General features: G+C 65.1%; 12 protein-coding genes. 9 read left to right on the top strand and 3 right to left on the bottom strand.

All coding sequences use genetic code 11. The annotated features are described in order from the left end of the window. Positions 1–66 precede the first annotated feature (66 nt). From F2P46_RS24810 to F2P46_RS24770, 9 genes are all read left to right on the top strand, one after another. Positions 67–1704, top strand: coding sequence for a TldD/PmbA family protein (locus F2P46_RS24810; RefSeq protein ID WP_166895236.1), 1638 nt, complete (start codon positions 67–69; stop codon positions 1702–1704). Between the two features lie 14 nt (positions 1705–1718). Next, positions 1719–3056: a TldD/PmbA family protein gene (locus F2P46_RS24805; protein ID WP_166895234.1), complete on the top strand. Its 1338-nt coding sequence runs from the start codon at positions 1719–1721 to the stop codon at positions 3054–3056. 14 nt (positions 3057–3070) lie between these two features. Further along, positions 3071–3691, top strand: coding sequence for a DUF4159 domain-containing protein (locus F2P46_RS24800; protein ID WP_166895232.1), 621 nt, complete (start codon positions 3071–3073; stop codon positions 3689–3691). Beyond that, positions 3688–4692 carry an AAA family ATPase gene (locus tag F2P46_RS24795; RefSeq protein WP_368737954.1) on the top strand — a complete coding sequence of 335 codons (1005 nt, stop codon included), beginning with the start codon at positions 3688–3690 and terminating at the stop codon, positions 4690–4692. Before F2P46_RS24800 ends, F2P46_RS24795 begins: the two co-directional genes overlap by 4 nt. A gap of 7 nt (positions 4693–4699) precedes the next feature. Then, complete coding sequence (locus F2P46_RS24790) at positions 4700–5587, top strand: DUF58 domain-containing protein (RefSeq protein ID WP_166895230.1); 888 nt, start codon at positions 4700–4702, stop codon at positions 5585–5587. Continuing rightward, on the top strand, positions 5584–6567 hold the full coding sequence (locus tag F2P46_RS24785; protein ID WP_166895228.1) for a BatA domain-containing protein: 984 nt from the start codon (positions 5584–5586) through the stop codon (positions 6565–6567). Before F2P46_RS24790 ends, F2P46_RS24785 begins: the two co-directional genes overlap by 4 nt. Beyond that, positions 6551–8506, top strand: coding sequence for a DUF4175 family protein (locus tag F2P46_RS24780; protein ID WP_166895226.1), 1956 nt, complete (start codon positions 6551–6553; stop codon positions 8504–8506). The genes F2P46_RS24785 and F2P46_RS24780 overlap by 17 nt, the downstream gene beginning before the upstream one ends. Continuing rightward, positions 8503–10032 (top strand): hypothetical protein, encoded by a 1530-nt coding sequence (locus tag F2P46_RS24775; RefSeq protein WP_166895224.1) that lies wholly within the window; start codon positions 8503–8505, stop codon positions 10030–10032. The genes F2P46_RS24780 and F2P46_RS24775 overlap by 4 nt, the downstream gene beginning before the upstream one ends. Before the next feature lie 191 nt (positions 10033–10223). After that, on the top strand, positions 10224–10991 hold the full coding sequence (locus F2P46_RS24770; protein ID WP_229477163.1) for a DUF817 domain-containing protein: 768 nt from the start codon (positions 10224–10226) through the stop codon (positions 10989–10991). Positions 10992–11040: 49 nt separating this feature from the next. Here F2P46_RS24770 and F2P46_RS24765 read toward each other — a convergent pair whose 3' ends face one another. The 3 genes from F2P46_RS24765 to F2P46_RS24755 form a co-directional block, all read right to left on the bottom strand. Further along, complete coding sequence (locus tag F2P46_RS24765) at positions 11041–13518, bottom strand: TonB-dependent receptor (RefSeq protein ID WP_166895222.1); 2478 nt, start codon at positions 13516–13518, stop codon at positions 11041–11043. Between the two features lie 244 nt (positions 13519–13762). Then, positions 13763–14536: a spermidine synthase gene (locus F2P46_RS24760; protein WP_166895220.1), complete on the bottom strand. Its 774-nt coding sequence runs from the start codon at positions 14534–14536 to the stop codon at positions 13763–13765. Between the two features lie 206 nt (positions 14537–14742). Continuing rightward, positions 14743–16068 (bottom strand): PAS domain-containing sensor histidine kinase, encoded by a 1326-nt coding sequence (locus F2P46_RS24755; protein ID WP_229509451.1) that lies wholly within the window; start codon positions 16066–16068, stop codon positions 14743–14745.

The raw sequence follows: 16068 nt of genomic DNA, 5'->3' as shown, positions 1-16068 counted from the left end.
CACCACGTCATTCCCGCGCCGAGGGCCGCCTTGGCGCGGGAACGACGGGGCAAGCAGGAGCAAACAGTGGAACGACGTACCTTCCTTAAAATCAGTAGCGGCGCTGCCGGCGCTATCATGGTACCGGTCTTCGGCAACGCCATCGCGGCCGAAGAATTAATGAACCCGGTCGCCATCGCCTTCAAGAAGTCGCTGGCCGACGCCGCCATGAACGCCGCCACCAAGGCCGGCGCCACCTACTGCGACGTGCGCATCGGCCGTTACCTGAACCAGTTCATCACCACGCGCGACCTGAACGTGGAAAACATCGTCAACACCGAGTCGTCCGGCGTGGGCGTGCGCGTGATCGCCAACGGCGCTTACGGCTTCGCTTCGACCAACGACATGTCGCCGGACAGCATCGCCGCCGCCGCGCGCCAGGCCGTGGCCATCGCCCGCGCCAACAGCAAGCTGCAAAGCGAGCCGCTGCAAATGGCGCCGGTCAAGGGCGTCGGCGAAGTCGCCTGGGCCACGCCGTTCACCCGCGACTGGCGCACGGTCCCCATCAAGGACAAGGCCGAGATGCTCATCGCCGCCAACAAGGCCGGCCTGGACGCCGGCGCCAGCTTCATGACCTCGACCCTGTTCCAGGTCAACCAGCAAAAGTACTTCGCCTCCACCGACGGCTCCTACATCGACCAGGACATCCATCGCCTGTGGGCGCCTTTGACTGCGACCGCCGTCGATAAGACCAGCAACAAATTCCGCACCCGCGACGGCCTGGCCTCTCCGGCCGGCATGGGCTACGAGTACTTCGACGCCCGCCCGGCCGACAAGATCAAGGCCGCCGGCGGCGTCGCCACGCTCTACACCAAGTCCTACGACATGGTGGAAGATGCGCGCGCCGCCGGCCGCCAGGCGCGCGAAAAGCTGGGCGCCAAAACCGTCGAACCGGGCAAGTACGACCTGGTGCTCTCGCCCGAACACTTGTTCCTGACCATCCACGAATCGGTCGGCCACCCGACGGAACTGGACCGGGTGCTGGGGTACGAGGCCAATTACGCCGGCACCAGTTTCGCCACGCTCGATAAATGGAAGACCAGACAATTCAAGTTCGGCGCCGACAGGGTTAACTTCATCGCCGACAAAAACGAACCCGGGTCTCTCGGCGCGGTCGGCTACGACGACGAAGGCGTGCCCGCCAAGCGCTGGGACATCATCAAGAACGGCGTGCTGGTGAACTACCAGGCCACGCGCGACCAGGCTCACATCATCGGCGAAAAAGAATCGCACGGCTGTTCGTACGCCGACAGCTGGAACAGCGTGCAATTCCAGCGCATGCCGAACATCTCGCTACAAGCCGGCAAGGAGCGCCTCACGCCCGACGAGATGGTCAAGGACGTCAAGAAGGGCATCTACATCCTCGGACGTGGCTCTTACTCGATCGACCAGCAGCGCTACAACTTCCAGTTCGGCGGCCAGTTGTACTTCGAGATCAAGAACGGCAAGATCGCCGGTCCCGTGGAAGACGTGGCCTACCAGTCCAACACCCAGGAGTTCTGGAACGCGTGCAGCGCCATTTGCGACCAGCGCGACTGGCGCATGGGTGGCTCGTTCTTCGATGGCAAAGGGCAGCCCAGCCAGGTCAGCGCGGTGTCGCACGGATCGAGCACTACGCGTTTTAACGGCATCAACGTCATCAACACCGCTCGCAAGATCGGCTAAGGAGAAAGCGCAGCATGAAACAGTTGAACCAGGAAGAAGCAAAACGGATGTGCGAGCGCGTGCTCGGGTTTTCCAAGGCCGACGAATGCCGCGTGGCGATCAATGGCACCCGCACCGGCAATATCCGCTACGCGCAAAACAGCGTGTCGACCGCAGGCCTGAACGAAGACATGCAGATGACGGTGAGCGTGGCCTTCGGCAAGCGCCAGGGAACCGCCTCGATCAATGAATTCGACGACAAGTCGCTCGAAAAAGCCGTGCGCCGCGCCGAAGACGTGGCCCGCCTGGCGCCTGAAAATCCGGAATTCATCGCCGCCATTGGCAAGCAGGAATACAAGGCGTCGAACGCGTTTGCGCGCGAGACTGCCGCCATCGATCCGGAATTTCGCGCCGACGTCGCCTCGCACAGCATTCTGGCGGGGCGCAAGAACAAGCTGGTGACGGCCGGCTTCTTTGTCGATAACACCGGTTTCGAAACCATCGCCAATTCGAATGGTGTATTTGGCCACCACGAATTCACCAACGTCAGCTTCACTTGCACCGCGCGCACCGAAGATGGCCGCGGTTCCGGCTGGGTGACCCGTTCGGCCAACGACGTGCGCAATTTCGACGCGCGCGAAGCGTCCGCCGTGGCGATCGAAAAGGCGCTGCGTTCGGTCGACGCCAGGGCGCTGGAACCGGGCCGCTACACGGTGATCCTGGAGCCGGCCGCCACATCGGACCTGGTCGGGCGCATGTTCGGCGCGTTCGACGCGCGCCGCGCCGACGAGGGCCGCAGCTTCCTGTCGAAAAAAGGCGGCGGCAACCGCCTCGGCGAAAAACTCTTCGACGAGCAGGTCAACGTCTGGGCCGATCCATGGAACAAGGACGTTCCGGTGCGCCCATGGGACACCGAATCGATGCTGCCGCGCGAACGCACCGACATCATCAAGAATGGCAAGATCGTCTCGCTCGACTACTCGCTGTTCTGGGCCAACAAGCAAAAGATGAAGGCGCGCGGCCGTCACGGCAATATGATCATGGCGGGCGGGTCCAAGTCGCTCGACGAGATGATCGCCTCGACCAAGAAGGGCATCGTCGTCACCCGCACCTGGTACATCCGCGACGTCGATCCGCAATCGCTGCTGCTCACGGGGCTCACGCGCGACGGCACCTTCTACGTCGAAAACGGCAAGATCAAGCATCCGGTCAAGAACTTCCGTTTCAACGAAAGCCCGGTCTCGATGCTCAATAATCTCGATGAACTGGGCAAGCCGCAGATTCTCGGCGGCGATGGCATGAACTTCCAGATGATGATCCCGCCGATGAAGATCCGCGACTTCAACTTCACGTCGCTGTCGGACGCGGTGTAAGGCGGGGCCGGACGATGCGCATCTATGACTTCTACTTCACGCGCCTGATGTACGAGTCGGGCGACTGGGACGTGGATATCCGCATGCCCAGCAACGTGCTCAATTCGCTGGTGGAGTACACCACTTTGCGCGTCGATCCGGTCGAGCGGGTGATCGCGCTGTCCGACGCCAAGATGCTGGAGGCCCCCTTTTGCTACCTGGCGGGGCACAAGCTGGTGCAGTTCACGCCGGCCGAGCGCAAGAACTTCGAGCGCTACGTGCGTGGCGGCGGCTTCGTGTTCGTCGACGACTGCAACCACGACATCGACGGCCTGTTCGCCAAGTCCTTCGAGGCCGAACTGGCGCGCATTTTCGGCCCGAAAGCGCTCAAGAAGATCCCCAACAACCACCCGATCTATTCGAGCTTCTTCCAGTTCGACGGCCCGCCCAACACCGGCAATGAGCTCAATGGCTGGGGCGACGACCTGGTACACGATTACCTCAAGGCGATTGACATCAACGGGCGCGTGCGCGTGCTGTATTCGAACAAGGACTATGGCTGCGAGTGGGATTACGACTTCCGCAACAAACGCTGGCTGGTGGTCGACAACACCCGCTTTGCGGTCAATATTATTCAGTATGCTTTGGGAGCGTGACAGTGTCAGTAGCTTGGGAAGAGAAAGAAATCGCCGACCTGACGGCAAAAATCAGCGCGCTCAAGGCGAGCATGTCGACCGTGATCATCGGCCAGGACGAAGTGATCGAGTCGCTCGTCATCTGCCTGCTGGCCGGCGGCCACGCGCTGGTCGAGGGCGTGCCGGGCCTCGGCAAGACCTTGCTGGTCAAGTCGCTGGCGCAAGCCACCGACCTCACATTCCAGCGCGTGCAGTTCACGCCCGACCTGATGCCGTCAGATATTATCGGCACTGAAATCCTTGAAGAAAACCAGGAGACGCGCCAGCGTATCTTCCGCTTCCAGCCCGGTCCCGTGTTCACGCAGGTTCTGCTGGCCGACGAAATCAACCGCGCGCCGCCCAAGACCCAGTCGGCGCTGCTCGAAGCGATGCAGGAGCGCGCGGTGACCTTTGCCGGTGTTACCCACACCTTGCCGAAACCCTTCTTTGTGCTGGCCACGCAAAACCCGATCGAGCAGGCCGGCACCTACCCGCTGCCGGAAGCGCAGCTGGACCGCTTTTTGCTGCGCATCGACGTCGGCTACCCGACCGAAGATGAAGAGATGATGATGATCTCGCGCACCACCCACGCCGGTCTTGCCGACGCGCCGCGGGTGATGGATGTGGACAGCCTGCTGCGCTTGCAAAAGCTGGTGCGCGATATCGAAATTGGCGAACACCTGCTGCGCTACGCCACGCGCCTGGTGCGCGCCACGCGCCCGCAGGAGTCGCGTGTTACCGCCGTCACCAAACATGTCGGCTGGGGCGCCGGTCCGCGCGCCGGGCAGGCGCTGGTGCTGGCCGCCAAGGCGCGCGCGCTGATGCACAAGCGCCTGGCCGTCACGCGCGACGACATCGGCGCCATGCTGCTGCCGGTGCTGGCGCACCGTGTGCTGCGCAATTTCGAGGCCGAGGCCGACGGCGTATCGATTGCCGACATCCTGCTCTCCCTGCGCGCCGAGATCCGCGCCGACAAGGATTAGCCATCGCATGCTGTCGACGTCCGCGCTGCTCGCGCACACCAATGACCTGAACCTGATCATCCGCCATGTGCTGGCGGGGCTCGGTCACGGCATCCATGCGGGGCGCGAGCGCGGCGCCGGCGTCGAATTTTCCGAATACCGCGCCTATACGCCGGGCGACGAGTGGCGCCGCATCGACTGGAAGCTGCTGGCGCGCGCCGACCGTTACTACGTGCGCGAAGCGGAGCGCGACAGCCATGTGGCGGTCTGGCTCTGGTTGGATGCCACCGCATCGATGGCCGAACCGAGCCGCAGCGGTGTATCGGGACTGGATAAACTCTGGTACGCGCGCACCGTGCTGGCCTGTATAGCCGCCATCGCCCAGCGCCAGGGCGACGCCTTTGGGTTGGTCATTTGCAGCGGGGAGCGCGTGCAGTTCACGCCCGCCGCGCGCGGTCCGCGCCAGATGCAGCGCGTGCTGGCGCAATTGCAGCGCATCGAAGCCGGCGGCGCGCTGCCCGATAGCGAGACCCTGCGCGCCAGCATGCCGTTCGTGCGTTCGCCCGGCCTGGTGTTCGCCGCCAGCGATTTTCTGGACTGGCCCTCAAGCCAGGCCGAAGCCCTGCTGCGCCTGCGCCGCATGCGTCACGACGTGCGCCTTCTGTGCCTGCAAACGCGCGCCGAGTGCGACGCCAGCTTTGCGCTCGACACCATCTGGCGCGATCCAGAGAACGCCGACGGCGTGTTCCGCTTCGCCGCCGATACGGTCGGCGTCTATCGCAAGAACCGCGACGAGCACGTCGAGCGCATGCTGGCGCAATGCCGCCATAACGACCTGCCGGTGCTGGCCGCCTGCATCGAAGAGCCGCTGCCCGCCGTGCTGCGTACCTGGCTGCGCCGGGGTGCACGCGCATGAATACCTTGTGGTGGCTCGGACTGGCCCTGTTGGCGCTGCCGGTGTTGTGGCATCGCCAGCGGCGCCAGCGCATCCGCCAGGAGCCGCTGGCCACCGCGCGCTTCCTGCCGCGCACCGATCCGCAGCAACTGCGCGTGTGGCGCTGGACCGAGCGCCTGCTGCTGCTCGCGCGCTGCCTGCTGATTATCGCGGTACTTGCCTGGCTGGCCGACCTGGTACTGCCGTGGCGGCGCGACGCGGTGCTCATTGCGGCCGGTACGGACAGCGACTGGGCCGAGCGCCAGATCAAGCAGGCCGGCTTTTACGACGCCAGCTGGATCGCGGTGCCCGGCAGCGATCCGCTGGCCTGGCTGGCGCGCCACGACCGCGAATGGCGCTCCGATTCGCGCCTGCTGGTACTCGGTAACGTGCCGATGCCGGCCGCGCCGCCACGCTCGCGCCACCAGATCGAGGTGCGCAGCAAGGCGCCGGCGTTCACGCAGACCGAACAACGCGTGGTCATCGTCAGCAAGCGCGCGGCGCAGTGGCGCGCCATGTTCGCCGCGCTCGATGGCCCACGCCGCTACAAAGTCGATGAGGCGCCGCAAGGCATTGCCGAACTGGTGATCTGGGATGTGCCGCAAGCGCCGCCCGCAGGACTGCGCGCGCCGCTCTGGTGGGCTGGTGACACGACCTCGTTCCCGGAACTGGGAAAAGCGGCGCAGGTCGACGGCATTCGCTTCGCCGGCAGCGCGCGCGGTCGTGTCTGGGCCTCCGGCGCATGGCCGCCCGCCGGGCCGGATGCGGCGCGCCGCCTGTTCGAAACCTGGCAGCATCTGCACTACGCGCCGCTGCCCTACACGATGCCGCCGCAAGTCATCGCCGCCACAGCGACGGCCACGCCGGCGAAGGCCAGCGGCGCCTTGCGCTATCTGCTCACGCTCGTGCTGCTTGGCCTTTTTGCGACGGAACGGATACTGGCCCATGCAAGCCGACGCTGACATTCTCGGCCAGCTGCAGTTTGCCGCCACGCGCCGGCGCGCGCCGCTGTGGATCGCGGCGATCCTGCCGTGGGTGCTGCTGCTCTCGGTCCCAGGCATCGTGGTGTGGAGCGCCTGGGCGGTATGGGATTGCCGGCGCCTGCGCGCACGCGTCCAGCGCGACTGGACCGGCTGGATCGACGCCACCGTGCCCGCGCTGGAAGACAGCACCGCGCTGCTGGCCGGCGCCACCAGCGCCATCGGCCAGCTGCAGCGCCGCCGCCTGCTGGCGCGCCTGGCCACCGCGCTTACCGACGACGTGCTGGCGGCCATCGCCAGGGAACGCGTGCGGTTCGATGCGCGCTGGGTCGCTTTAAGCGTGTGCGCGGCACTGGCCTTGTTCGCGTGGCGCCAGGTGCGCGATGCACCGCCCACACCGCGCGAAGTCAAAGCTTTGATTGCGAAGCAGACCAGCGAGATTACCGTGCGCGTGACGCCGCCCAAATACACCGGCGTCGCGCGGTCCGAGGGCGCACCGCGTGAGCTGCAGGTGCCCGAGCATAGCGTCGTCGAATGGTGCCTGCGCGCGCCGCAGCCGGTCGATACGCCGATTGAGTTGAGCGACGGCCAGTCGCTCAAGATCGGCCGCGAATGTGCGCGCTGGAGTGCGACCGAGTCGGTGTTCTGGCGCTGGCGCGGCGCGCGCTACAAGCTGCGCGTGATTGCCGACCAGGCGCCCGAAGTCACCTTGTCCGCACCGCGCGAGATGATTCACACGCTGGCGCCCGACGCCGCCAGCGCCACCATCACGCTGGCGGTGCATGACGATTACCAGGTGCGGCGCGCCACCTTGCACCTGACGCTGGCGCGCGGCAGCGGCGAGAGTATCCGCTTCAGCGACCGCGAACTGCCGCTGCCGGAATCAAGCAACCCGCGCACGCGCAACTGGCACAAGCAATGGACGCTGGCCGAATTGGGCATGGAGCCCGGCGACGAACTGTATTTTTTTGTACGCGCGACCGATAATGCCGAACGAGCGCACACCACCATCTCGCCCACCTACACCCTGCGCCTGCCAGGGCCGGTGGAAGAAACCGACGACTCGTCGGCCCAGCCGATGCTGGTCAAGCCCGAGAACCTGCGCAGCCAGCGCCAGATCATCATCGACACCGAGCAGTTGCTAGCCGACCTGAAAGCCACGCCCGGCATGAACCCGGCCACCGTGCGCGCGCGCAGCGAGTCCATCGCCGACGACCAGGCCCAGTTGCGGCGCCGCTACGGCCAGTTCCTCGGTGAGGAGTCGACCTTGTTCGGCGGCGAAGAGCATCACGACGATCATGAAAAACACGACGTGGTCGCCGAATTCGGCCACATGCACGACCAGGCTGAAAGCGCGACCCTGTTCGACGAGTCGACCAAGAAGATCCTGCGGCGCGCCCTGAGCGCGATGTGGGACGCCGAAAAAGCCCTGCGCGCGATCGTGCCGAAAACCGCGCTGGCGCCCGAACACAAGGCGCTTGAAGCGATCAAGCAGTTGCAGCAGGCCGACCGCATCTACCTGCACAAGACCGCCTTTGTGCCGCCGCCGCTCAAGGAAGATATCCGCATGACCGGCGACGTTGTCGGCGCCAAAAGCTACCGGCGCGAACAGGCCACGGCGGCCGTGCCGATTCCCGACGAGGTGCGGCGCCTGATCGAAGCGCTCAATGGCGATGGCGCCTTGCCCGCCCTGTGGAGCCGTGGCGCGCACGAGTGGATTCGCGAGCGCATCGCCAGCGACGAGCAGCGCCTCGAAGCGCAGCGCGCCGTGCAGGATGTGGCGGACGGCTGCGTCGCGTGCCGCCCGGTGCTGCGCGCCTGGCTGCGTGGCGCCATCACCCGTGCCCCGGTCCTGTTACAGGCCAAAGCCACACCGCAAACCCCATTCACGCGCGCGCTGCGCAAGGAATCCCCACGATGATCGCTGCCGGCCTGATTTTCTTGATGGGCATCGGCAGCGCCGCGGTCTACCTGTGGCGACGCCAGTGGATCGACGCCTTGCTGATCCTCGTCGCTGCGGCGGCGCTGGGCGTGATGGTCGGCGACTTCAGGCTGCCGGCGGGGGTGGGTGGAACGCTGTCGATCGATTCCGACGCCGAAGCGATCGACCTGAATGAGGCTGCGGCCGTGCGGCTCAGCGGCGACGGCCTGTCCGCCGCGCAGTGGCGCGACCTGCCGGCGCGGCCCTTGCTGTGGGAAGCACCGGCCAGCGAAGTGCTGCACCTCGATTTTCCGCGCGAGCTGACCTTGGGACGCATGTTCGCGCTGACCGTGCGCCGCAGCCAGGCATCGAGCTGGCGCCTGCAACTGCTGGCCGAGAACAAGCAGGTCATTGCGGATGTCGCCGGCGACGGCGCGGCCCTGACGGTGCACTGGCTGCCGCCGGTGGCCGAAACGCTGGTGCTCAGCGCCCGCATGCTCGACGCCAGCGGCAAGGTGATGGCGCAGGGACCGGTGCCGTTTTCGGTGTCGGCCCCGGTGCCGCTGCAAGTGGTGGGGCGATTTGGCGCGCCGTCGTTCGATGCGCGCGCGCTCAATGAACTGCTGGTCAACAGTCATGCGGCGCTCGACTGGCAGGTCGTGCTGGGCAAAACGGTGACCCGTAGCGAGAACGCGCGCGCGGCGCTCACGCAGCCCAATTTGCTGGTGGCCGATGCCGCCCACGTGGAACGCCTTGGTGACGCTGCGCGCACGGCGCTGCTGGCGCAGGTGGCGGCGGGCACGCCGCTGGTGATCCTGGCGGCCAACGCCGAGGACAAGCAAGTATGGTCACGCGCGCTGCAGCTCGAACTGCGCGAGCAGGCCGAGGCCAGGCCGTCCGGCGTCCCGCTGGCGCTGGCCTCGGCCCCGCTCAATCACTCGACTGCCTTGAGCCCGTGGCGTGCGGCTGGCGACCGGATCTGGACGCGGCCGTGGGAAAAAGGCCGCATCGTCTGGCTTGGCGTGGCCGACTGGCACCGTTATGCCATCAGCGAACCGCAGGCGCTTGCGCTGTGGTGGCAGGGTGTGCTCGACCATGCCGGCGTCGAGCGCGCGCAGGATGTGGCCTGGCTCGATCCGCAAGAGATGCCGCTGCCCGGCCGGCGCCTGGAAGTGTGCGCGCTCGGGGTGCAGGGCAACGTCACCTTCCCTGAATTGAAACAGACGCTCGCCTGGCAGCGCCGCCCGGACAAGGCCGACGCCTCCTGCGTGGCCGTGTGGCCGCGCAAGGCCGGCTGGCTGGCGATGGAAACCCAGGGCGCCACGAGCGTCGCGGGCAAGCTGTATGTGTACGAGAAGGCCGACTGGCCCCTGTGGCAAAAGGCGCAGCGGCGCGAGGCTACTGCGCGTTACGCGACGCGTACGCCGGCTGCGGTGGCGGCGGGTACGGCGCCGCTGCCGGCGTGGCCGTTCGCGCTGCTGTTCGCGGCAGCGCTGCTGCTGCTGTGGTGGCGCGAGCGGCGCTGACTGCTTGGCAAGTTCGCAACTTCGGGTAAGATGCCGTTGCCAATCCGCCCATCCCCCCTTCATCCTGGAGTTTCGCCCGCATGGCCGCCCACATCCTGTCACGGCTGTTTTCCTTGCGCCCAAGCGCGGTCGATGCGCATCTGCTGGGTTTTCAGGCGCGGCCCGGACTGACCGGCCTTGCGCGCTTTGCGATGGAGTTTCTCTACTTCGGCCTCAAGGAAGCGCGCGCCTGCCTGTTCGCGGGGCTGTTTTTTGCGGCCGTGTTCCTGGTGCCGCGTACGGGTTTGTGGGGCGTTGCGCGCTACGACGCGCTGCTGGTTGTCGCCCTCGCGATCCAGGCAGCGATGATCTGGTCGCGGCTGGAGACGGTCGATGAACTCAAGGCGATCACCCTGTTCCACGTGGTCGGCTTCGCGCTCGAAGTGTTCAAGACGTCCGGGGCGATCCAGTCATGGTCGTATCCGGATTTCGCTTACACCAAGCTGTTTGGCGTGCCGCTGTTCTCGGGATTCATGTACGCGGCCGTCGGCAGCTACATTATCCAGGCGTGGCGCTTGTTCGACCTGCGGGTCGAGCACCATCCGCCGTTCTGGATGGGGGTGGTGATCGCGCTCCTCATCTATATCAATTTTTTCACGCACCACTACATCGGCGACTATCGCTGGTATGTGGCGGCGTGCGCGCTCGGGCTGTATGCGAGGTCTTCGGTGATCTTCCGGCCGCTCGATGTCGAGCGCCGCATGCCCTTGCTGCTGTCCTTCGTGCTGATTGGTTTTTTCATCTGGCTGGCCGAAAATATCAGCACCTTCTTCGGCATCTGGAAGTACCCCAACCAGCTCGGCGCATGGTCGATGGTGCATGTCGGGAAGTGGAGTTCGTGGTCCCTGCTGGTCGTGATGACGTTTACGATTATCGTCAACCTCAAGCACATCAAGGCGCGGATTCACGTGCCGGCATAAAAAGGCCACGCCGTCGCCGGCGTGGCCTTGTCATGCAAGGTGGACCAGCTTAGAAAGCCCAGTCAACCTTGGCGTACATCTGGCGACCGTTGATGCCGATCGGGCAGGTTTCCCAGCAACGGGTGAAACCCAGTTGCGGGAACGGCGCGGCGCGCGTCTTGTCCCACTCGGTCGGGTAGGTGTCGAACAGGTTGTTCACGCCGAACGAGGCGCTGAGCTTCTTGGTGAACGAGTAGCGCAGCGACATGTCGACCAGCCATTTGGCTTCCCAGGTCTGGATGAACGGGGCCGTAAAGCCCTGGCCCTGCACCGGGCCGTAGTAGTTGGCGCGGGTGTTCACGTTCCATGCGCCGGTCGTGTAGTCGGCGGCGATCACGTGCTTCTTGCGCGGCTGGCCGCGTTCGATCAGGGTCACCTGGGCGTCGTCGAACAGCTGGGCGCCGGTCAGCACCGGCGACTGCGATTTGCGGTTCTTGACTTCGGTCTTGTTGAAACCCATCTGGCCCGACAGCACCAGGGTCGAGCCGCTCCACTTGGTGGTGTGCTCGGCTACGATGTCCAGGCCATCCGTGGTGGTGTCGATCGCGTTGGTGAAGAACTGGGCCTGGCCGACTTTGAGCGGATCGAGGATGGCCTTGATCGGGCACTTGGAGGCCGGCACGCAGTTGCCCGATTCCGGCGCGATGTTACTCGAGAAGACGATGCGGTCGTCGATGTCGATGCGGTACAAGTCGGCGGTGACCGAGAAGTTCGGCATCGGGCGCAGGATCATGCCGATGCTGGCGCTCTTCGAGGTTTCTTCCTTGAGCGGCGAGATGCCGAAGGCGCGCGTGACGGTGCTGCCTTCGCGCGCGGTCAGCGTTTCGGTCAGCACGCCGGCCGAATTGAGGTTGGTCGACACTGAGCTGTAGAACTTCTGCTGCACGCTCGGTGCGCGGAAACCGGTCGAGACGCTGCCGCGCATGCCGAACTGGCGCGTCGGATCGTAGCGCATGCTCAATTTGCCGGTGGTGGTGTTACCGAAGTCCGAGTATTTTTCGAAGCGCACCGCGGCGGCCACCAGCAGCTGTTCGGTGATGTTGTGTTCCGCATCGAGGTACATGGCGATGTTGTGACGGCCCTGGTCCACTTCGGTGCCCGGCGTGTAGCCCGGGAAGCCTTGCGCGCCCGATGCCGCAATGCCGCCGACCTGGTCGAAGATCTTGATGGCGGGGTTGTTCGTGCGGCCGTACTGGTACGAGACCGGGTCGCCCGCTTCGATCGCGTAGTTATCGCTGCGGTACTCGAAACCGGTCGCCAGCTGCACCGTACGGTCGCCGAACTTGAGCGGGCCGCGGATATCGGCGTTGAAGGTGGTCTGGTTGAATTTGAGCGTGCCGGTGTCGGCTTCGAAGGGCGACTCGGCGTAGATGCCGCCACCCGGTTTCGGTTCGTACCAGTAGCTGACGTTGATCGAGTTACGTTCGTGGAAACCAAGCTGGCTGCGGCCGTGGTTCACGCTCACGTCGAACTTCCAGTCGTTGGCCAGGTCGCGTTTGTAGCCGACGGCGAACGAGGCATCCTTCACGGTGGTCATGATGTTCGGCAGGAAGCCGTTCGGGTACACGGCCGGCACGGTGCGGCCGTCGCCCGCCGAGCGGAAAAAGCCCGCCGAGTCGCCGGTACGCTTGGAGACGCCGCCGAAGGCGTAGAACTCGCTGCTGTCGTCGATCGGCAGGCCCGCGTTCCACCACAGGTAGGCGTCTTTGGCCAGGCTGTCGCCGATGCGCTGGGTCACGCGCGGCGGGTTGACGCGCTCGGAGTCGACGCCGGCGCGGTTGGTTTCGTTGCGGCGGCGGCCTTCGACCGACAGGTTCAGGTAGCCGCTTTCGCCCAGCTTGAAGCCGGTGTTGGCGCTGCCGGAGATCAGGTCGCCGTCGCCTTCGGAGGTGGTGCCGACGCTGCTGCTCACTTGGGTTTCGTTGGTCTGCTTCTTGAGGACGATGTTGATCACGCCGGCGATTGCGTCCGAACCGTATTGGGCGGCCGCGCCATCGCGCAGCACTTCGATGTGGTGGATGGCCGACAGCGGGATGGCGTTGATGTCGGTGCCGGCCGAGCCGCGTCCGATGGTTTGCTGCACATTGACCAGCGCCTGCTGGTGGCGGCGTTTGCCATTTACGAGCACCAGCAACTGGTCGGGACCGAGGCCGCGCAGGGTGGCGGGGCGGATGATGTCGGTGCCGTCGCTGATAAAGGTCGAGGTGAAGTTGAACGAGGGGTCCAGCGTTTGCAGCAGCTTGCCCAGTTCCAGGGGACCTGCGGTCTGCATATCCTTGATGTTGATCAGGCCAACCGGGGCGGCGGTATCGAGCGAGGTCTTGGCGGTCGAGCGCGAGCCGAGGATCACGACGGAAGCGGGGCTGTCTTCGCCACTGCGGGCGGCGGGTGCGGCGCCCTGCTGCGCGTAGGTGCTTGTCAGCGCGAGCAGGAGCGCCGATGCGAGCAAGGTGCGTTTAAGGTGCGGGCTGCCTGGGGTATTCGTCATGTAGATGTCTCGTTTTCGTTTTCATTTTTAGGGAATTCACTGGACACACCCTCGTGGGGCCAGCCAATGTGAAAACGATACTACCCGACGAGTTTTGTGACGCGCAACGAGTCATGTGAGAGTGTTGTAAATGCGTGCAATGGCAGCAATCCGCAGCAAAATTTAGTGCTTGTATCCACAAAACGCTGTAATCTCGACTACGTACCCCGCGCGCGCGCATCACTTATGCGCCCACGCTATATGCTTATTCCTGTTGGTCCTGCATCCAGCCTTTCAAACCGGCCACCCAGTTCTTGGCCGGCAGGTTCATGCTCTTTTTAATGGCCCCGGCGCGTTCGTGCAACACCGAAAAATCGATCGATGGCGCGCGCTTGAACGCGAGCACGACGATGTTCGCGTCATGCACTTCGGGTAGCCATACCACCGCATCGAACACCAGCTCCATGTTTTGCAGGTTCTTGTCGTAGTTGGCAAAGTCGCCGAAGACATTGGTGGTCATGATGCCGTCCTCGGACAGGCAATCCATGCAGGCCTGGTAGAACCCGGGCGAATCGAGCACCGGGCCGCGCGCGTCTTCGTCGTACAAGTCCACCTGCAGCACGTCGACCTTGCCGTGGTTGGCCGGGTCCAGCACGAAATCCATCGCATCCATCTGGCGCACGTCCAGCCGTGCGTCGTTCGGCGGCAGGCCGAAATGGGCGTGGCAGATGTCGATCACGTTGGGATTGAGCTCGGCCACCGTCACCCGCGCTTGCGGAAAACGCTGGTAACTGAATTTGGTCAGCGCGGCGCTGCCCAATCCCAGCTGGACGATGTGCTTCGGATGGTCGAGGAAGAGCATCCACATCATCATCATCTGCACGTATTCGAGCTCGATGTTGTCCGGCTTGGCCAGGCGCATGGCGCCCTGCACCCACGAGGTGCCCAAGTGCATGAAGCGCACGCCTTTGAATTCGGTAATGGTGGCCGGCGGATGGCCGGGTGCGTCGAAGCGGGTGGAAGCAGGGGTGGCGGACATCGCGGGCGGGGAAGAAAAGGGAACCCGATCTTACCATTCGAGGGCCTAAGTACCCGCCCATAAATAACTGTGATTTTTGTCTTCCATAGCCGGCGCGCTGCGGCGTTGCCCTCCACTAGCAGTGCTCCCACTGCGTCGTGTCGGGCGCACGGCAATCGCATCCGGCTATGTTCGCCAAAATCTCACACTTATTTCTGCGCGGGTACTTAGGCCGGCAGGATCAGGGTCACCATCAGGCCGCCGCCGTCGCGGTTGCCGAGCGTGATGCGCCCGCCGTGCGCTTCGGCGATTTCGCGCGCCAGCGCCAGTCCCAGGCCGGTGCCACTGCGCTTGGTGGAGTAGAACGGCACCAGGGCATTGGTCAGCACCGCGTCGTTCATGCCCTGGCCGCGGTCCATCACCGCGATGCGCAGCGTGCCGTGCGCCTGGCGCACCTGCAGTGTCACATCGGCCGCTGGCGAACCCGATTCGTGGGCGTTCTTGAGCAGGTTGAGCAAGGCTTGCTCCATCTGGGCCGGGTCGATGCGGGCCGCTTCGACCGGCAGCGCGCCGCTCACCGTCAGCGCTACCTGCGAGGCCAGCCGGCTGACAAAAGCCGGCCATGGGCATTCTTCGATGCGCGGCGAGGGCAGCTTGGCGAAGCGCGCGTAGCCGAGGATGAAGCTCTCCAGGTGGCGCGTGCGTTCTTCGATGGTTTCCAGGATCTGAGGCAGGCGCTCGGTCTGGCCGCGCCGCACCAGTTCCGCGCCCGAGTGGGCCAGCGAGGCGAGGGGAGCGAGCGAATTATTCAGTTCGTGGCTGATGACGCGAATGACCTTCTTCCAGGTCTGCACTTCCTGGCGCCGCAGTTCGGGGGTCAGCTGGCGCAGCAGCAGCAGTTCGTGCTTGCGGCCATTGAGGCTGAAGCTGCGGCGCGCCAGGTGGTACACCTCTTCCTCTTCGCCGTCACCGGCTGTGAACAAGCCGTCCCCGCCACGCGCCAGCGCGTCCACCAGCGCCGGCGAGGCCTGGCTGAGAATCCCGGACAGGCGCAGTCCTTCGAGTTTGCGGCCGTCGCCCAGCATCTGGCGCGCCGACAGGTTGGCGTAGACGATCGCCCCTGCGCCGTCGCCGGGAGAGTCGGCCACCAGCAGCATTGCGACCGGCGTGTTCTGGACCATGGTGTCGAGCAGCAGTTCGCGCTGCACCAGCGCCAGGCGCTGTTCGCGCAGGACGTTGCCGAGCGCGTTGTGGGCCGCCACCAGGTCGGCCAGTTCGTCGTTGCGCGGCCAGTGCAGGCTGAAGGAAAAGTCGCCATCCTTGTAGCTGGTGACGGTGCCTTCGAGCGCGCGAAACAGCGACAGGATCGGCCGCAGCTGGGCGCGCACGGCGATCGCCGCAAGCGGCGCCACGCACACCAGCGACAGGACCAGCACCACCAGCACACGCCCCGGCAGCAGGTGGTCCAGCCCGAGCGCGATGAGGATGCCCAGCGCCAGCAGGGCGCCCACCAGGATGGAGCAGCGCGTGATGAGCGAAAAACGCAGGGACAA

The organism is Massilia sp. CCM 8734 (genome assembly GCF_011682155.1).
GTDB classification, from domain to species: domain Bacteria; phylum Pseudomonadota; class Gammaproteobacteria; order Burkholderiales; family Burkholderiaceae_D; genus Telluria_A; species Telluria_A rubra.
Note: the sequence above shows the minus strand (reverse complement) of the source record. Positions and strands in the feature narration are given on the sequence as shown.

Bases quoted from the DNA above. Each gene is read 5' to 3' on its own strand.
- F2P46_RS24805 (WP_166895234.1), top strand. From the start codon at position 1,719: ATGAAACAGTTGAACCAGGAAGAAGCAAAACGGATGTGCGAGCGCGTG.
- F2P46_RS24800 (WP_166895232.1), top strand. From the start codon at position 3,071: ATGCGCATCTATGACTTCTACTTCACGCGCCTGATGTACGAGTCGGGC.
- F2P46_RS24790 (WP_166895230.1), top strand. From the start codon at position 4,700: ATGCTGTCGACGTCCGCGCTGCTCGCGCACACCAATGACCTGAACCTG.
- F2P46_RS24785 (WP_166895228.1), top strand. From the start codon at position 5,584: ATGAATACCTTGTGGTGGCTCGGACTGGCCCTGTTGGCGCTGCCGGTG.
- F2P46_RS24780 (WP_166895226.1), top strand. From the start codon at position 6,551: ATGCAAGCCGACGCTGACATTCTCGGCCAGCTGCAGTTTGCCGCCACG.
- F2P46_RS24775 (WP_166895224.1), top strand. From the start codon at position 8,503: ATGATCGCTGCCGGCCTGATTTTCTTGATGGGCATCGGCAGCGCCGCG.
- F2P46_RS24770 (WP_229477163.1), top strand. From the start codon at position 10,224: ATGGAGTTTCTCTACTTCGGCCTCAAGGAAGCGCGCGCCTGCCTGTTC.
- F2P46_RS24765 (WP_166895222.1), bottom strand. From the start codon at position 13,518: ATGACGAATACCCCAGGCAGCCCGCACCTTAAACGCACCTTGCTCGCA.
- F2P46_RS24760 (WP_166895220.1), bottom strand. From the start codon at position 14,536: ATGTCCGCCACCCCTGCTTCCACCCGCTTCGACGCACCCGGCCATCCG.